Below are 17,261 nucleotides of genomic sequence, written 5' to 3' on the forward strand. Positions count from 1 at the left end.
GAAAAACATAAGGCGATATCTTAATGTGAGATGTACTTAGAATGTTTGTTTAACTGGTTGTAAATAAGGTTTTATAGGGTGATTGAAAAGTGGGTTATGTATTTTCTTGTAGCGATTTTTCGATGTGGAAAACTTTTTTATGTGGGAAAGTGGGGGAAAGTGGGAGAAAGTGTATACTTTTACATTTAAATTAGAATAGGATAATTGACGATATGACTCAGTTGATCGGAGAATTCGAATGCAAGTTAGACGCCAAAGGAAGGATGGTGTTGCCGGCTGCGCTCAAGAGGCAGATGCCTCATGTTGAGCGTGATGGGCTTGTTGTGAATCGCGGTTTTGAGAAACATTTAGTTTTTTATCCACGCGAAGAGTGGGATTTGATGACAGCCAAACTGGCGAAGTTAAATCAATTTGATCCAAAGGTGCGGGCATTTGTGCGTGCTTTTACGCGTGGTGCGACAGAGTTGACATTGGATGCGGCGGGGCGTGTGTTGTTGCCAAAAAGCTTATTGGAATTTGCGGGTATAACAACAGAGTTGGTCTTGGCCTGTCAATTCAATAAAATTGAAGTTTGGTCTAAAGAAGGTTATGATGATCTGATGGGTGATAGTGGGGTTGAAGATATATCGTCTTTGGCGGCAGAGGTAATGGGGGATAATAATTTTGGGATATAATAATATGGAGAATGTGTATCATGTTCCGGTCATGTTGCAGGAATGCATGGATGCTTTGGCGATCAAGCCGAATGGCGTTTATGTGGATGTGACATTTGGCGGTGGTGGCCACTCTCGTGAAATATTGAAAAGATTAGGGCCGGAGGGAAAGCTGTTTGCTTTCGATCAGGATCCTGATGCCTTAGGAAATGTGATTGATGATCCTCGTTTTACGTTGATTCATCAGAATTTTAGGTTTTTAAAAAATAGTCTCCGTTTGTATGGTGTGCGTGAGGTGGATGGGATTTTGGCAGACTTAGGTGTTTCGTCGCATCAATTTGATGCTGCGGATCGCGGTTTCTCCATTCGTTTTGATGCTGATTTAGATATGCGTATGGATCAAGTGGGGGACTTGGATGCAAAAGCGGTATTGGCTACTTATGCGGAAGAAGACCTGCATCGAATTTTCGGTATGTATGGTGAAATCATGAATGCAAAGTCGCTGGCGAAAACAATTGTAACCGCGCGTTTGGCACAACCTATACATACTGTTGCTGAATTGAAGGAAGTTATTCAACGGATGGTTCCAAAAGGGAAAGAACATAAGTATCATGCGCAGGTTTTTCAGGCGCTGCGTATCGAAGTTAACCGCGAACTTGAGGCTTTGCAGGAATTTTTATTGCAAACTGTTGACGTGTTGAAAAGCGAGGGGAGATTGGTGGTGATGTCTTACCACTCTTTAGAGGATCGTTTGGTGAAAAATTTTATGGCCAAAGGGAAGTTTAAAGGCGATGTTGAGAAAGACTTTTTTGGAAATGAAATCAAACCGTTCCATGTGTTAAGCCGTAAAGCAATTACGGCATCGTCACAGGAATTGGCTGAAAATAATAGATCGCGCAGTGCGAAACTGCGTATTGCTGAAAGGTTGGATTTGTCTTAAAAAATGGAGCGAAAAGATGAGCAGGAATACGATAAGACAGAAAGAATTGAGTGAAGAAGTTCAGGAGGAACTACAAGAAACTGTCGAAGAAAAGGCGGAGCAAACAGAAGCGTTTATTAAAACGCTTTTTACCGTTGGAGACCTTTCCTTAAACAAAATATTGGAGTATTTGCCTTTTGGAGCTTTTATCGCCTTTCTGATGCTGTTGTATATCTCCAATCGTCACTTCGCTGAGCGAACTATTCGGAGCATCGATAAAGTGAGCAAGGAAGTCAAAGAATTAGGCTGGGATCATAAGTCGCTGTCGGCAGAACTTATGAAAATGTCCACACAGACAGAGATTGCGAAACGTGTAGACTCCTTAGGTTTGAAAGAGCGGGTGGAGCCACCGATCAAGATTGAAGTTGTAGAGAAAAAAGAAGAAAAATAGAGAGAGTTATGAGTATCAGAAACACGATCCTTGTTCGCGTCTATTTTGCCTTTGGACTTATTGTGCTACTTGCATTTATGGTGTTTGGGAAAATGCTGAAGTTGCAATATGTAGATGGGCAACATTGGAAAGCATTGGCGGATAGTCTTTCTATTCAGGAGCGCGAAGTTGAAGCTGCCCGGGGGAATATCTATTCCAACGATGGTAGTCTGTTGGCGACTTCCGTTCCAGAGTACGAACTTCGTTTTGATGCTATGGCTGTACCTGAAGAGGATAATGATTATTTCAATCTCAAAGTTGATTCTCTGGCGATAAAATTGGCTGATTTTTTTAAGGATAAATCATCCCGGCAATATTTGACATTATTAAAACAGGCGCGAAATAAAAAACAGCGTTACTTGCTGATCAAGCGTAATGTCTCGCATCAGGATTTAAAGAAGGTGAAACAATTTCCTTTGTTTAAGGCCGCTCGCATTGGAAAAGACCGTTATCCAAGTAGTTTGATTACGGATAGACAGAATAAACGGATCTTACCTTTTGTGAACCTTGCGGCTCGGACTATCGGTTACAAAAATGTAAAGGAGAATATCCATGTCGGTTTAGAAGGGGCATATGGTGAGTACATTGATGGGAAAAGTGGTAAGCGATTGATGCAGCGTATTGCTGGTGGGGTTTGGATTCCAGTTAATCGGGATATTGAAGTGGCACCAGTTGATGGTTCTGATATTATATCGACCATTGATGTGAATATGCAGGATATGGCACAGCGTGCTTTGGAAAAACAAATGATCATAAGTAACGCGGATGAAGGTTGTGTTGTGATGATGGAAGTCAAAACCGGGGAAGTGCGTGCCGTTGCAAATTTCATGCGGGATAAAGACGGTGTTTATCGTGAAAAGTTCAATCTTGCGATTGCACAAAGTGCCGATCCGGGGTCAACGTTTAAACTTGCTTCTTATCTGGCATTGATTGATGATAAGAAAATTGATTCAAGTACAACTATAAATATCGGGAATGGTAACTGGCCGATTTACAAGCATACCATTCGTGATTCGCATGCGCCCAAAAAATCTATAGTCTCGGCTAAGCGGGCTTTTGAGGAATCTTCGAATGTTGGGGTTACAAAATTTGTATATCAAGCGTATAAGGATAATCCGGATCAATTCACGTCAAAATTGCATTCGTTTGGATTTGGGAAAACCTTAGATCTACAGATTCCCGGCGAAGGGGTTCCTTTGGTGAAGACTTCGAAAAGTAAATCCTGGAGTGGGTTGTCCTTAGTACAGATGGCCTATGGATACGAAATGAAGATTACTCCTTTGCAGACATTGACATTTTATAATGCGGTGGCTAATAACGGTAAATTGATCGCACCGCTATTTGTGAAAGAGATTAGACATTTAGGGAATACAATTCAGCGTTTCGAGGCAAAGGTTATCAATGAAAAAATTGCATCAGATCATGCATTGGCGGAAGTAAGAGGGATGATGGAAGGGGTGATGACAGAAGGAACGGGAAGGAGTGTTGCAAGTCCATTGTATACTTCAGGGGGTAAGACGGGAACTGCTCAGATGGCGGATGGTTCCAGGGGTTATGGCGCCAGAAGGTACCAGTCATCTTTTGCGGGTTATTTTCCGGCTGAAGATCCGAAATACTCGATTATCGTTGTGATTCGGAATCCGAGAAATGGATATTATGGAGCATCAATTGCGGGACCTGTTTTTAAAGAACTTGCTGATATGGTTTATGCGAATGATATGGAGATGAAAGGGAAAAAAACATTCAAAGCGGTGAATTTGGGCGGAAGAATGCCCTTGACCTTGCAAGGCTCTAGAGAGGCAAGTAAAAAGGTCTATGACAAATTAGGTATTAATACAGTGAATTGGAATATGGTGGCCAGGGGCGAAATAGATACATCAAACCGAGGTGTACCCTTTGTGGATTTGAAATATAAAGAAGGAATTGTTCCCAATGTTGTAGGCATGGGATTGATGGATGCATTATATGTGATGGAGAATGCAGGGTTTAAAGCCCATGTATTTGGAAAGGGAAGAGTGGGGGCACAATCTTTGGCTGCAGGCCAAAAACTTCCATTTGGAACAGCGATAAATTTAGAACTTAAGTAATGATGGATTTAAAAAAAGTATTGCATGCTATCCCTGTTCAGCAGGTGGTAGGAAACCTCGAAGAGGTCGATGTGCACTCTTTGTGCTTTGATTCCAGAAAGGTGGAGTTAGGAAGTTTGTTTATCGCTGTGCGTGGTGTTCAGACCGACGGGCATTTATTTGTGGATAAGGCGATCACTTCGGGAGCAAGGGCAGTTATTGTTGAAGAACTTCCTGCTGAAACTTTGGATTCTGTAGCCTATATTTTAGTTGCAGACTCTGCGTATGCGCTGGGAGTAGCTTCGGCTAATTTCTATGGTAATCCATCGGAGCAGCTTAAATTGGTTGGTGTGACAGGAACCAATGGGAAAACCACTGTGGCGACATTGTTATTCCAATTGTTTACCGAGTTGGGGTATCATGTCGGTTTGCTGTCTACGGTACAGAATCAAATCGGTTCAAAAATAATTCCTGCAACACATACGACACCCGATCCGATCCAGTTGAACCAGTTGTTGCGGAATATGGTGGATGATGGCTGTGACTATGCTTTTATGGAGGTCAGTTCACATGCAGTGGTGCAAGAGCGTATTGCAGGGTTGGTGTTTGCCGGGGCAATATTTACAAATATTACACATGACCATTTGGATTTCCACAAGACTTTTGACAATTATATCAAAGCCAAGAAGAAATTCTTTGATGATTTGGATGCACACGCATTTGCGTTAACCAATGCTGACGATAGAAACGGTCAGATCATGTTGCAAAATACGGTTGCCCATAAAAAAAGTTATGGCTTGCGTTCTGGGGCTGATTTTAAAGCTAAGGTCATTGAAAGCCATTTTGACGGCATGTTGATGAGCATAGATGGGCAAGAAGTGTGGGTCAAATTGATCGGCGACTTTAATGCTTATAATCTATTGGCCGTGTATGCTGCTTCGATTTTATTGGAGCAAGAAACGGTAAAGGTATTGACCGCTTTAAGTACATTGAAAGGAGCAGAAGGCCGTTTTGAAACGATGAAATCTACATCAGGTGTTTTCGGTATCGTGGATTATGCCCATACACCGGATGCTGTAGAAAATGTCTTAAAAACAATAAATTCTTTGCGACGTCCGGAACAAAAAATTATTACAGTGTTGGGTTGTGGTGGTGACCGGGATAAAACGAAGAGACCGGAAATGGCGGAAGCAGCTTTACGTTATAGCGACCGTTTTGTGATTACATCGGACAATCCGCGCACGGAAGATCCCTATCAGATTATCAAAGATATCGAGGCTGGTGTTGGAGCTGATCAAAAGGCGAAAACACTTTCAATAGCTGATCGTAAGGAGGCGATTCGTACAGCCTATCAACTGGCAAATCCGGGTGATATTATTTTGGTTGCTGGAAAAGGACATGAAAAATATCAAGATGTGAATGGTGTAAAACAGCATTTTGATGATAAAGAAATTTTAGAGAACACATTTAACGAAAAATAGAAATATGTTGTACCATCTATTTACGTGGCTTAGCGAATATATTCATATACCTGGAGGCGGGTTGTTCCAATACATCTCCTTTAGGACGTCTATGGCTGTAATCGCTTCATTAATTATTACCACGGTTTTTGGGGGGAAATTGATCCAATTCTTGCATAATAAACAAGTTGGGGAGACAATTCGAGATTTGGGGCTTGAAGGTGAAAAAAAGAAAGCTGGTACACCTACTATGGGAGGTATAATAATCATCGCCGGGATATTGATCCCGACACTATTATTTGCCAAATTGACCAATATCTATGTGATTATCATGATTATAACGACATTGTGGATGGGTGCGATAGGTTTTTTGGATGATTATATCAAAGTCTTTAGACATAATAAAGAAGGATTGGCAGGTAAATTTAAAGTTGTTGGTCAAGTTGGTTTAGGGGCGATAATTGCCTGTACAATGTATTTTCATCCGGATATTGTGGTCAGAAAGGGTGTTGATAAACCGACATCTACTAAACCGGTGGAAGTTGTTATCAATGAGGGGACAGGAGAAAAAACATACGCTGAAAATGTAAAATCTTCTAAAACAAATATCCCGTTTTATAAAAATAATGAATTTGACTACGCCAAGGTTTTCAAGGTGTTTGGCTTGCAAAGCGACTATCTGACTTTTATCGTTTTTTTAGTTGTCGTCATTTTTATCGTTACCGCAGTATCCAATGGTGCTAATATTACCGATGGTATTGATGGGCTGGCAACGAGTACTTCGGCGATCATTGGGGTTACTTTGGCAATTTTGGCTTATGTATCGGGTAACGTAATCTTTTCTGATTACCTCAATATCATGTATATCCCCAATTCGGGAGAACTTGTAATATTTGCTGGGGCATTTGTTGGAGCTTGTGTAGGTTTTCTATGGTACAATACGTATCCTGCACAAGTTTTTATGGGAGATACAGGGAGTCTGGCAATCGGTGGTATTATAGCGGCGTTTGCTATTTTGATTCGTAAAGAGTTATTGATTCCAATTTTGTGTGGTGTGTTTTTGTTGGAAAATCTTTCGGTCATCTTACAGGTTTCCTATTTCAAATACACCAAAAAGAAATATGGTGAAGGAAGAAGGATCTTTTTAATGTCGCCTTTACACCATCACTTCCAAAAGAAGGGTTACCATGAAGCGAAAATTGTCACTCGTTTTGTCATTGTGGGAATAATTTTAGCCATTCTGACAATAGTAACATTAAAAATTAGATAACGATGTCAAATATATCAACAACATATTACCCTCAATCAGGAAGCCTTGTCATCTTAGGTGCGGGCGAAAGCGGCGTGGGAACTGCAATTCTTGGAAAGGAAAAGGGATATGATGTATTTGTGTCCGATAAAGGACTGATAGCGGATCATTATAAAGAGCAATTAAAAGCTGAAGGGATTGCTTACGAAGAGGGTAATCATGACGAAGTTCGGATATTGAATGCAGCACTTGTTGTTAAGAGTCCTGGGATTCCAGAAACAGTGCCATTGGTGGTTGCCTTAAAAGAAAAAGGGATTCCTGTGATAGCAGAAATAGAATTTGCTGCCCAATATACTACGGCCAAGTTAATTTGCATTACAGGGTCTAATGGAAAGTCAACAACAACCATGTTGACTTACGAAATGCTAAAGCATGGTGGTCTTAATGTTGGTTTGGCCGGTAATATTGGAAAGAGCTTCGCGCTTCAAGTAGCGCGTGAAAATTTTGATTGTTACGTGTTGGAAATATCCAGCTTTATGTTGGACGATATGTATCATTTTAGAGCAGATATTGCTGTAATACTTAATATCACTCCGGATCATTTGGATCGTTATGACCATAAAATGGAAAATTATGTGGATTCTAAATTCAGAATGATTCAAAATCAGACGGAGAAGGATTATTTTATATACTGTCTGGATGACCCTGAGACAATAAAAGGTTTGGAAAGACACCATAGTAAAGGGACATACCTGCCTTTTACACAAGAACAGCTTGTTGAATTGGGCGCTTATTTAACGGCCAATAAAACAATGATTATTAATACACCAAATAACGATACATTCACTATGAGAACTGAGGAATTGTCATTGCAAGGGAAGCATAATATTTATAATAGTATGGCTTCTGGATTAATTGCAAAAGTACAGGAGTTGAGAAATCAAGCGATGAAGGAAAGCATGGGATCGTATGTGAATATTCCACATCGTCTTGAACATGTTGCTTGTATCGGAGGAGTCAATTATATCAACGATTCGAAAGCCACCAATGTCAATTCCGTATGGTATGCTTTGGAGAGTTTTTCGACGCCAATCGTATTGTTACTGGGTGGTGTGGATAAGGGAAATGACTATAGCATGCTGACCGATTTGGTAAAGGATAAAGTGCGCGCAATTGTGTGTTTGGGAAAAGATACTGCAGCAATTCATAAAGCTTTTGAACAAGATGTTGAAATCATTGTCAACAGTACTTCCATGCATGATGCTGTTGTCTTGTCTTCACATTTAGCCAAAAAGGGAGATACGGTATTATTGTCTCCAGCCTGTGCGAGCTTTGACTGGTTTAAAAACTATGAAGATCGTGGCGATAAATTTAAAGCAGCTGTAATGGAATTATAATAAATGGTACAACCATAAAAGGGAGAAGGATATGTTACAGAACATAATGTCTAAATTAAAAGGTGATCGCTGGATATGGATCATTGTGATTATCTTATCGGGATGGTCACTTTTGGCCGTATATAGTTCGGTCGGAACCTTGGCCTATAAAGAAGGCAAGGGGACAGAAATGTATCTGTTGAAGCATTTTTCGATCATCGCCATTGGATTTGTTTTGATGTATCTCTCGCATAAGCTGGATTATCGATATTATGCGGGTATTTCTAAAATCTTAATGGGGATCACAATACCTTTATTACTATTTACTTTATTGTTTGGAAGTAGTGTAAATCAAGCCAGCCGTTGGCTGACGATTCCAGGTATTGGGATGACTTTCCAGACATCCGATTTGGCCAAATTATCATTGATTGTTTTCCTGGCACGGATGCTGTCTCGCAAGCAAGAGGAAATCAAAGATGTGAAGAAAGCTTTTCTTCCTATTATGGGATCAGTATGTGGTGTTTTCGTACTGATAGCATGGGCCAACATGTCGACTGCGATTATGTTATTTGGTGTTAGCGTATTGTTGTTGTTAATTGGTCGAATATCCTTTAAACAGATCGCAATTGTTTCTGCAGGTGTGGTTTTGTTGGGAATTATTGTAGTCTCCATCGGACCGAGACGAGCAACGTACTATAGTCGGGTAAAGACATTTTTGGGTGTAGAAAAGCAGGACGAGTCAGCTAGTCCGGTCTCATTTCAGGATGATAAGAACTATCAGGCCAATAACGCCAAGATTGCAATCGCGACGGGAGGACTCTTTGGTAAAGGTCCGGGAAATAGTGTTCAACGAAACGTATTGCCGCATCCCTATTCCGATTTTATCTACGCAATTATCATTGAGGAGTATGGGACAGTTGGTGGGGTAATCCTGCTATTCCTGTATTTGGCTTTTATGTATCGATGTATTCGCATCGTCACGATGAGTCCCAAAGCTTTTGGGACATTCTTGGCCGCAGGCTTAGGATTTAGTTTGACGATACAAGCGCTGGCGAATATGGCGGTAGCAGTAGGGCTAGGACCAGTGACAGGTGTGCCGTTACCGTTAGTGAGTATGGGGGGGACATCCATTTTATTTACAAGTGTCGCCCTGGGGATTATCCTGAGTGTGAGCAGAAATATTGAAGAATTAAAAGGTAAAGAGCAGCTGGACGAAAAGCCGAAACCTAAGAAAGTGGTGATCGGTTCAATTCCGGCCTAAACAATATATTGAGCATGGCAATTCGCGTAATAATAAGTGGGGGTGGTACCGGAGGACATATTTTTCCGGCGATTTCAATTGCAAATGCATTGAAGACAATGGACCCTGCAAATGAAATTTTATTTGTAGGTGCCAATGGTCGTATGGAAATGGATAAGGTGCCTGCTGCAGGTTATACTATTGTTGGACTTGATATTCAAGGAATCAATAGAAAGCAGCTTTGGAAAAATATCCTATTGCCATTCAAATTAATGAAGAGCCTGAATAAGGCAAAAAAAGTAATCCGGGATTTCAAACCGGATGTCGCCGTAGGCGTTGGTGGTTTCGCTTCAGGGCCATTATTGATGATGGCAAATAAATTGGGGGTTCCGACAGTGGTACAAGAGCAGAACTCTTATGCGGGCGTAACAAATAAAAAAGTTGGTGCCAAAGCAGCAAAAATCTGTGTAGCGTACGAGGGTATGGAACAGTTTTTTCCAGCTGATAAAGTATTGTTGACAGGAAATCCCATCCGGAGAGAGTCCGTTGCAATTGAAGGCAAAAGAGCTGCGGCATTGGAATTCTTTGGATTGGATCAACACAAAAAAACAATCTTAGTGTTGGGCGGGAGTTTAGGCGCCAGAACATTGAATGAAAGTGTGGTCGCTTATTTGGATTCGCTCTCCAAAGAGGATGTGCAGGTGATTTGGCAATGTGGAAGTTTTTATATCGACAAACTACGTCTGGAACTTGAAGGAAAACTGCCGACGAATGTGAAGATGATGGCATTTCTTCAAAAAATGGATTATGCCTATGCTGCTGCTGACGTAATTATTAGTCGGGCAGGAGCAGGTACCATTTCCGAACTCTGTGTTGTCGGGAAACCAGTTATTCTGGTTCCTTCACCTAATGTAGCGGAAGACCATCAGACTAAGAATGCAATGGCTTTAGTCAACAAAAATGCTGCGTTGTTGGTGAAGGATATTGATGCTGCACAACAATTAATTCCAGCGGCTTTGAATTTATTCAAGAACCTGGAGCAAGTAACGCAATTGAGTGAGAATATAAAAAAACTGGGCAAGCTGGATGCGGATGTTCAGATTGCAGAGCAAGTATATAAATTGGCAAATAAGAAATAGATGATGAGTATGAATCTAGATGCAATAAAACAAGTTTACTTGATCGGAATAGGCGGAATCGGAATGAGTGGCCTTGCACGCTATTTTAAGCATTTGGGCTGTGAAGTGAATGGATATGACCGTACGGAGACCGAATTGACCAAGACTTTGGCCAAGGAAGGTATTTCGATCACATATCAGGATGAGGTGGGTTCCATTGATCCTATTTTCCATCAGCCAGCGGCTGCTACATTAGTGATATATACACCTGCAATTCCTAAAGATTCAAAGATTAAAGCTTTTTTTGAATCTCAGGGGCACGTGTTATATAAAAGATCACAAGTACTGGGTATCATCAGTGAAAGCCGGTTTACAATTGCGGTAGCAGGTACACATGGTAAAACAACCACGTCTACGATGGTCGCGCACCTGTTGAAAGATTCCGGATATGACTGTTCCGCTTTTTTAGGGGGTATCAGTTCGAACTACGATACCAATGTGCTTTACGGAAACAATAATACAGTGGTGGTCGAAGCAGATGAATTCGATCGTTCATTTTTGACGCTCCATCCGAATATCGCGATCGTGACTTCTTCGGATGCAGATCATTTGGATATTTATGGGGATAAGAGTCATTTACTTGAATCATTCCAGCTGTTTTTGGATAAGGTTGTTGAAGACGGTACGCGTATTATAAAAAAGGGATTGGAATTTAAAGGACAGATCAGCTATTCTGGGCACGAAGTGGCCGACGCATATGCATCCAATGTCCATGTCAGGGAAGGTGAATTTTACTTTGATTATCAAGATGTCCATGGAAAAATTGAGGATATTCATTTGGGTATTCCGGGAATCCACAATGTTGAAAATGCCGTAGCTGCTATTACCGTGGCTCGTTTATTAGGTATTTCAGCGGAGGCAATTAAAAAAGCTTTGACCACATTTAAGGGGGTAAAAAGACGATTTGAATACATTGTCCGTACACCTGAAGTGGTTTATATCGACGATTATGCGCATCACCCTGAAGAATTGCGCGCCTTTTTGACTTCAATGCGCAAATTATATCCGACAAAGAAGCTGAATGTCGTATTTCAACCGCATTTGTTTACGAGAACCAGAGATTTTGTAGATGGATTTGCGGAAGTACTGTCCATGGCGGATAATTTACTCTTGATGGAGATATATCCTGCGCGTGAACTTCCGATTGAGGGGGTTAGTTCAAGCTGGTTATTGGATAAAATTACAGCAAAGCATAAACAGATCGTGACGGCCGAAGAGGTACTGGATTTTGCCCGGAATGAAAAGCCGGATTTGATCGTAACGGTAGGTGCGGGAGATATAGATAAATTGGTGAAACCATTACAAGCTATTTTTGAGCATGCTTAGAAAATTACGTGACATACAATGGAATCGTGTACTTTACTTTACCTTATTTTTTATTGGGGTAATCGTAGTTGTTGTGATTATGACCATTGTTGGTAAACGTGATGAACAACAGCTTTGTAAGGAAGTGAAAATCGTTATAGAGGGTACGGAAGCTTTTATCGATCAAGCGGATATTTCAAAACTGATTGCGCAAAACTATGGAAGTTTTGTTGGAAAGAAAGTCAATGGTATTCCTTTTCAACGTGTAGAAAAGACATTGAAAAAATTGCCTTATGTGTCGAATGCAAGCATTCATGCTGACATGGACGGGACAGTACGGATCAATATAGATCAGCGCGAGGCGGTCATGCGGGTTATCAACAAAAATGGACGTGAGTTTTATGTTGACCCCAAAGGTTTAAAGATACCGACAACATTGAAGTATATTCCGCATATCATGGTGGCGACCGGCAATATTTCCGAAGGGTATAATGAGGCATTGGATACGATTTCAACCCCATTGGTAAAAGATTTGGTGAAAGTCGCGGAATTTATTGGAAAAGATGAATTGTGGAGTAACCAGGTTGTACAGATTTATGTGAACGCGGATCATGATATCGAACTTGTACCCCGTGTCGGAACCCAGCAGTTAATTGTTGGATCGGCCGATTCACTGGAACAAAAATTTGAATTATTAAAAACATTTTATACACAGATCATGCCGAAAGTGGGTATTAACGCTTATGGTGTGGTGAATGTAAAATATGGAGGTCAAATCATCTGTGAGAAACGTGGAAATTGGAGTTTCTCTGATGATCAGACAAAAAAAGTAGCAAATAATACATTATAGTAATACAGCAACAATACAGGAAATTATGAACTCAAAGGCAGCAGAAATTGAAAGAGAGAATCCAATTATCGTGGGACTCGATATTGGTACTACCAAAATTTGTGTTACGGTTGGGAGACGTAGCTCAGGGAACAAAATCGAATTATTAGGTGTGGGCAAAGCCGACTCTGCTGGTGTGAGCAGGGGAGTGGTAGCCAATATCCAAAAGACTGTGGGAAGTATTTTGGAGGCGGTAGAAATTGCCGAAGCACAATCTAATGTCGATATTAAGGTTGTCAATGTGGGGATCGCAGGTCAACACATTAAGAGCATCCAACACCGTGGAATATTTACCAAAACAGATGGTGATGATGAGATCATTCGAAGAGATATCGAACGATTGATCTCGGATATGTATAAACTGGTACTGCCTCCAGGAGAAGAAATTATACATGTTTTACCTCAGGAATTTACGGTAGATAACGAACCCGGTATCCGCGAACCGATCGGTATGGCTGGGCGTCGTATAGAAGCGAATTTTCATATTATTTCGGGAAGAGTTACCGATATTAAGAATATAAAAAAATGTATTGATAATTCGAATCTGGAAGTTGCTGAATTAATCTTGGAACCTTTGGCGTCTTCAGAAGCTGTATTAGATGAAGATGAAAAAAATGCTGGTGTTGTATTAGTTGATATCGGTGGTGGAACAACCGACGTTGCAATCTTCCACGAGGGAATTATCCGTCATACTGCTGTAATCCCATTAGGCGGTAATATTGTGACCGAAGATATTCGTCAAGGCTGTTCTGTATTGCGTTCACAGGCGGAATTACTGAAAACACGATTTGGATCTGCCCTGGCTGATGAAAATAAAGAAAATGAAGTCATTTGTGTGCCCGGATTGAAAGGTCGTGAGCCAAAAGAAATTTCCGTAAAAAACTTAGCCTATATTATTCAGGCGAGAATGGAGGAAATTATCGAACATGTGTATTACGAAATTAAGTCCTCCGGCTATGAAAATAAACTTATCGGCGGCATCGTTATTACTGGTGGTGGGGCTCAATTGAAACATTTGGTACAACTTGTGGAGTATATTACTGGAATCGATTGTCGTGTCGGTTTTCCGAATGAATATCTCTCCAAGAACGAAGTGTTGCCAAAACCGCTCTTTGAAGAATTGAAAAGCCCATTGTATGCAACAAGTATTGGCTTGTTAATCAAAGGTATCCAATCGCACGAAGAAGAAGAAGACAGTCGTAGAGAAGCGCATGCACCAGCGAAGAAAGTGCAGGCGACTACGACTACAAAAGAGGTTTCGGAGCAACAGCAAAAAGAACAAGGATTGCTGTCATGGTTCAAGCGATTTATTAAGGATGGTAACGAGATCGATGACGCAAGTTTTTTAGATAAAAAGTAAGTTTTCCACAATGATTGAAGTTTTCCACAATTTCACAAATGTGGAAAACTTTTGTTGAAATTATATTATTATTACATTACATATAGTGGGTTTGGTTCAATTTGATATCGTGTTCATTATAAGTTAAATAGGGATAAGTTATGTCAATACAGTTTGAAATGTTAAAAGAACAATCTTCAATAATCAAGGTTATTGGGGTTGGTGGTGGTGGCGGCAATGCCGTAAACCACATGTATAAACAAGGAATTAGTGGAGTAGATTTTATCGTGTGTAATACGGATGCGCAAGCGTTGGAATTAAGCCCGATCCCAAATAAAGTTCAATTGGGAATAAGTCTAACCGAAGGTATGGGTGCTGGAGCTGATCCTGATGTAGGTGAAAATTCCGCTATCGAAAGTATTGAAGATATCAAACGCATGTTAGGTACCAATACCAAGATGTTGTTTATTACCGCCGGTATGGGTGGTGGTACAGGTACCGGAGCAAGTCCTGTTTTGGCTAAGGCCGCTAAAGAATTGGGTATTCTTACTGTTGCGATCATTACTACACCATTTACATTTGAAGGTAAACGCCGTCGCTCACAAGCGGAGGAGGGGCTTTCGGAATTGCGTAAATATGTAGACTCTTATCTTGTTATCTCCAACGATCGCTTGCGCGAAATCTTTGGAAATTTAACGATGACAGCAGCTTTCGCAAAAGCAGATGATATATTGACTACTGCTGCAAAAGGTATCGCCGAAATTATCACTATCCCCGGTTATGTAAACGTCGATTTTAAAGATGTTCGCACAGTTATGAATGACAGTGGTGTAGCGATTATGGGTAACGCGATTGCCGAAGGCGAAGATCGTGCATTACGTGCGGTAGAAGGTGCTTTAGCTTCACCATTGTTGAAAGACAATGAGATTGAAGGCGCTCGTTATATCCTGTTGAATATTACCTCTGGAACAAAAGAAGTGACGATGGATGAGGTAGCAATCATTACGGATTATATTCAGGAAAAAGCCGGACTATCTGCTGATTTGATCTGGGGTAACTGTATCGACGAAAACTTTGAAGATGAGCTGTCCGTAACAATCATTGCGACAGGTTTTCAGACTTCAGAAGAGCGCGATAAAGAGCGTGAAAATACAAAAGTATCTATGCCCTTGACACCTGAACCGGTTAATTCTTTTGTGAGACCTGTTTCACAGGTTGCTCCAAAGGAAGCACCAGTTGCCAATAGCTTTGTCACTCCGGTTCAACGTGTGGATACACCAGCTCCTTCAGCAAATACATCGACAACCAATAATTTGCAGTCCGACTTGTTTACTTCTCCGAAAAATGTTGTCCAACAACAGGTTGTTGTCGAAGAACCGCAAGTGATACGCCATGATTTAGGTTTTGACGGCGCTTATGAAGAGGAAACTTCATTTACTGAAAGTGATTTTCAATTAAAAACTTCACCTTCTGTTTTCCAATTTCAGATGCCAACGGTATTTGATTCATATTCAGCTCCGTCTGCATCAGACTATGACGAAAAGCCGACGTTCTCTTCCAGCACAACAAATGAGCAGGTTGAAGTTCCTCAGGTAGAAGAAGAGCAGGTTTCATTTGAAGATCAATTGGTACGCACCAAAGAGCGTATTCTGAGATTGAAAGAATTGAGTATGAAATTGAAATCCTCCAACGGTCTTCATGAGTTGGAAAATGAGCCGGCTTATAAAAGAAAGCAAATGTCACTGGAGGATACGCCGCATTCTTCTCAATCACAGGTGTCTCGCTTTACACTGTCGTTTGAAGATGGAAACACGGAAATTCGTCCAAACAACTCTTTTTTACACGACAATGTAGATTAATCGAATTGAGATAAAATACTAAAAAAGCCATCCGATCAGATGGCTTTTTTAGTATCTTTAAATTCCGATAGAATACAATTATATAAGCTATGACTACAAAATTAAATAACCCTGTATGGGTCATGAGTTCTGCCTTTGATAAATTGTCATTGCCAGAATTGATTCAGACAACAAAAAAAATTGGTGCCGGTGGAATTGACCTTTGTGTTTTTAGAAAGGACGGCACGCGTGAAGACCATACAGCTACGCATTTGGACTATGAAGGATTTACACCAGCTAAAGCTAAAGAGATACTTGAGCTGTTTAATCAGGCGGATCTGAAACTCTCGCTCGGAGCCTTCGAAAATATGATTGGGGGAGATCCAGAACAACGGATCAAAAATCAGAACCATTTATTAAAACTGATTCGGATAGCACATTTGCTGGGAGGTGATGAAAATAATGTTAAAGTCGGGACTTTCGTCGGTTATAATCATGAATTGGGAAACCAGCTGGATGGATTTCAAAAAAATCTGGAAGAATACAAACGTGTATTTGAGCCGATTGTTAATTATGCTGAAAGCCTTGGGGTAACAATACTCTATGAAAATTGTCCAATGGAGGGCTGGCGTTCTTCACGTTATAGCTCTACCTATAATAACCTACCCGCTGTTTTAGCTGCCCGTAAATTGATGTATGCGATGGTGCCTAGTAAGGCGCATGGCGAAATTTATGATCCTTCCCATGATGTTTGGCAAAACACAAACCCAATTGATGTTATTCGCAATACCGATATGAGTCGATTACAGCGTATACATGTGAAGACCACACGCAATTTACAGACGACCGCTCGCATAGATTGGGGTGGGATGTATCCCATGCAACATGTGGATGCTGAACTAGCAAAGAAAGCAAATGTAAGCATTCCTGGGCATGACTGGGATAGGCATCATTACGAAGCAATGCTTCCGGGCTTTGGTGGCTCAGATAGTATGGACTGGCGAGGCTTTGTGGATCTACTCCGGGAACGCGACTTCAAAGGCCCTTTTGAAATAGAAAATGAGGCAAAGAATTCAAAGGATACGGGTGATTTCTCCGCAACGGTACAAGGCTTTACGACTTGTCTTAATTTTTTAGCTCCTATGTTATGGGATTTGGAAGCGGAAGTTGGATACTCTTATAAAAAATCAGACCCGTTAAAAGATCTAAATGTAAAAGATATTCCAGTTGTTACAATGAATGATCTAATCTAAAAAAAA

General features: G+C 40.8%; 14 protein-coding genes. All 14 read left to right on the forward strand.

Going from position 1 to position 17,261, the window contains the following annotated elements:
- The first annotated feature begins 212 nt into the window (after positions 1-212).
- The 14 genes from mraZ to DCO56_RS25430 all read left to right on the forward strand — a co-directional run bounded on the left by mraZ (position 213) and on the right by DCO56_RS25430 (position 17,255).
- Complete coding sequence (gene mraZ, locus DCO56_RS25365; protein WP_108636495.1) at positions 213-674, forward strand: division/cell wall cluster transcriptional repressor MraZ; 462 nt, start codon at positions 213-215, stop codon at positions 672-674.
- 4 nt (positions 675-678) lie between these two features.
- Positions 679-1,593, forward strand: coding sequence for a 16S rRNA (cytosine(1402)-N(4))-methyltransferase RsmH (gene rsmH / locus DCO56_RS25370; protein WP_108636496.1), 915 nt, complete (start codon positions 679-681; stop codon positions 1,591-1,593).
- Between the two features lie 16 nt (positions 1,594-1,609).
- Positions 1,610-2,023: an FtsL-like putative cell division protein gene (locus DCO56_RS25375; RefSeq protein ID WP_108636497.1), complete on the forward strand. Its 414-nt coding sequence runs from the start codon at positions 1,610-1,612 to the stop codon at positions 2,021-2,023.
- A gap of 8 nt (positions 2,024-2,031) precedes the next feature.
- Positions 2,032-4,149: a penicillin-binding protein gene (locus DCO56_RS25380; RefSeq protein ID WP_108636498.1), complete on the forward strand. Its 2,118-nt coding sequence runs from the start codon at positions 2,032-2,034 to the stop codon at positions 4,147-4,149.
- Positions 4,149-5,609: a UDP-N-acetylmuramoyl-L-alanyl-D-glutamate--2,6-diaminopimelate ligase gene (locus DCO56_RS25385; protein ID WP_108636499.1), complete on the forward strand. Its 1,461-nt coding sequence runs from the start codon at positions 4,149-4,151 to the stop codon at positions 5,607-5,609. The genes DCO56_RS25380 and DCO56_RS25385 overlap by 1 nt, the downstream gene beginning before the upstream one ends.
- A 4-nt stretch (positions 5,610-5,613) precedes the next feature.
- Positions 5,614-6,858 carry a phospho-N-acetylmuramoyl-pentapeptide-transferase gene (gene mraY, locus DCO56_RS25390; RefSeq protein WP_108636500.1) on the forward strand — a complete coding sequence of 415 codons (1,245 nt, stop codon included), beginning with the start codon at positions 5,614-5,616 and terminating at the stop codon, positions 6,856-6,858.
- A gap of 2 nt (positions 6,859-6,860) precedes the next feature.
- Positions 6,861-8,234 carry a UDP-N-acetylmuramoyl-L-alanine--D-glutamate ligase gene (gene murD, locus DCO56_RS25395; protein WP_108636501.1) on the forward strand — a complete coding sequence of 458 codons (1,374 nt, stop codon included), beginning with the start codon at positions 6,861-6,863 and terminating at the stop codon, positions 8,232-8,234.
- A 31-nt stretch (positions 8,235-8,265) separates the two neighbouring features.
- The gene (locus DCO56_RS25400; RefSeq protein ID WP_108636502.1) at positions 8,266-9,474 is read left to right on the forward strand and encodes an FtsW/RodA/SpoVE family cell cycle protein; all 1,209 of its coding nucleotides are present in this window, start codon (positions 8,266-8,268) and stop codon (positions 9,472-9,474) included.
- A 14-nt stretch (positions 9,475-9,488) separates the two neighbouring features.
- The gene (gene murG, locus DCO56_RS25405; protein ID WP_108636503.1) at positions 9,489-10,592 is read left to right on the forward strand and encodes an undecaprenyldiphospho-muramoylpentapeptide beta-N-acetylglucosaminyltransferase; all 1,104 of its coding nucleotides are present in this window, start codon (positions 9,489-9,491) and stop codon (positions 10,590-10,592) included.
- 9 nt (positions 10,593-10,601) lie between these two features.
- The gene (murC, locus tag DCO56_RS25410) at positions 10,602-11,957 is read left to right on the forward strand and encodes a UDP-N-acetylmuramate--L-alanine ligase (protein ID WP_108636652.1); all 1,356 of its coding nucleotides are present in this window, start codon (positions 10,602-10,604) and stop codon (positions 11,955-11,957) included.
- Positions 11,950-12,786 (forward strand): cell division protein FtsQ/DivIB, encoded by an 837-nt coding sequence (locus tag DCO56_RS25415; RefSeq protein ID WP_108636504.1) that lies wholly within the window; start codon positions 11,950-11,952, stop codon positions 12,784-12,786. Before murC ends, DCO56_RS25415 begins: the two co-directional genes overlap by 8 nt.
- Positions 12,787-12,811: 25 nt before the next feature.
- Positions 12,812-14,185, forward strand: a complete 1,374-nt coding sequence (gene ftsA / locus DCO56_RS25420) for a cell division protein FtsA (protein WP_104384261.1) — start codon at positions 12,812-12,814, stop codon at positions 14,183-14,185.
- A 140-nt stretch (positions 14,186-14,325) separates the two neighbouring features.
- Entirely contained in the window at positions 14,326-16,023 is a 1,698-nt protein-coding gene (ftsZ, locus tag DCO56_RS25425) for a cell division protein FtsZ (protein ID WP_108636505.1), read from the forward strand.
- An 89-nt stretch (positions 16,024-16,112) separates the two neighbouring features.
- Positions 16,113-17,255: a sugar phosphate isomerase/epimerase family protein gene (locus DCO56_RS25430; RefSeq protein ID WP_108636506.1), complete on the forward strand. Its 1,143-nt coding sequence runs from the start codon at positions 16,113-16,115 to the stop codon at positions 17,253-17,255.
- The last annotated feature ends 6 nt before the right edge of the window (positions 17,256-17,261 follow it).

This window comes from Sphingobacterium athyrii, assembly GCF_003071065.1.
GTDB classification, from domain to species: domain Bacteria; phylum Bacteroidota; class Bacteroidia; order Sphingobacteriales; family Sphingobacteriaceae; genus Sphingobacterium; species Sphingobacterium athyrii.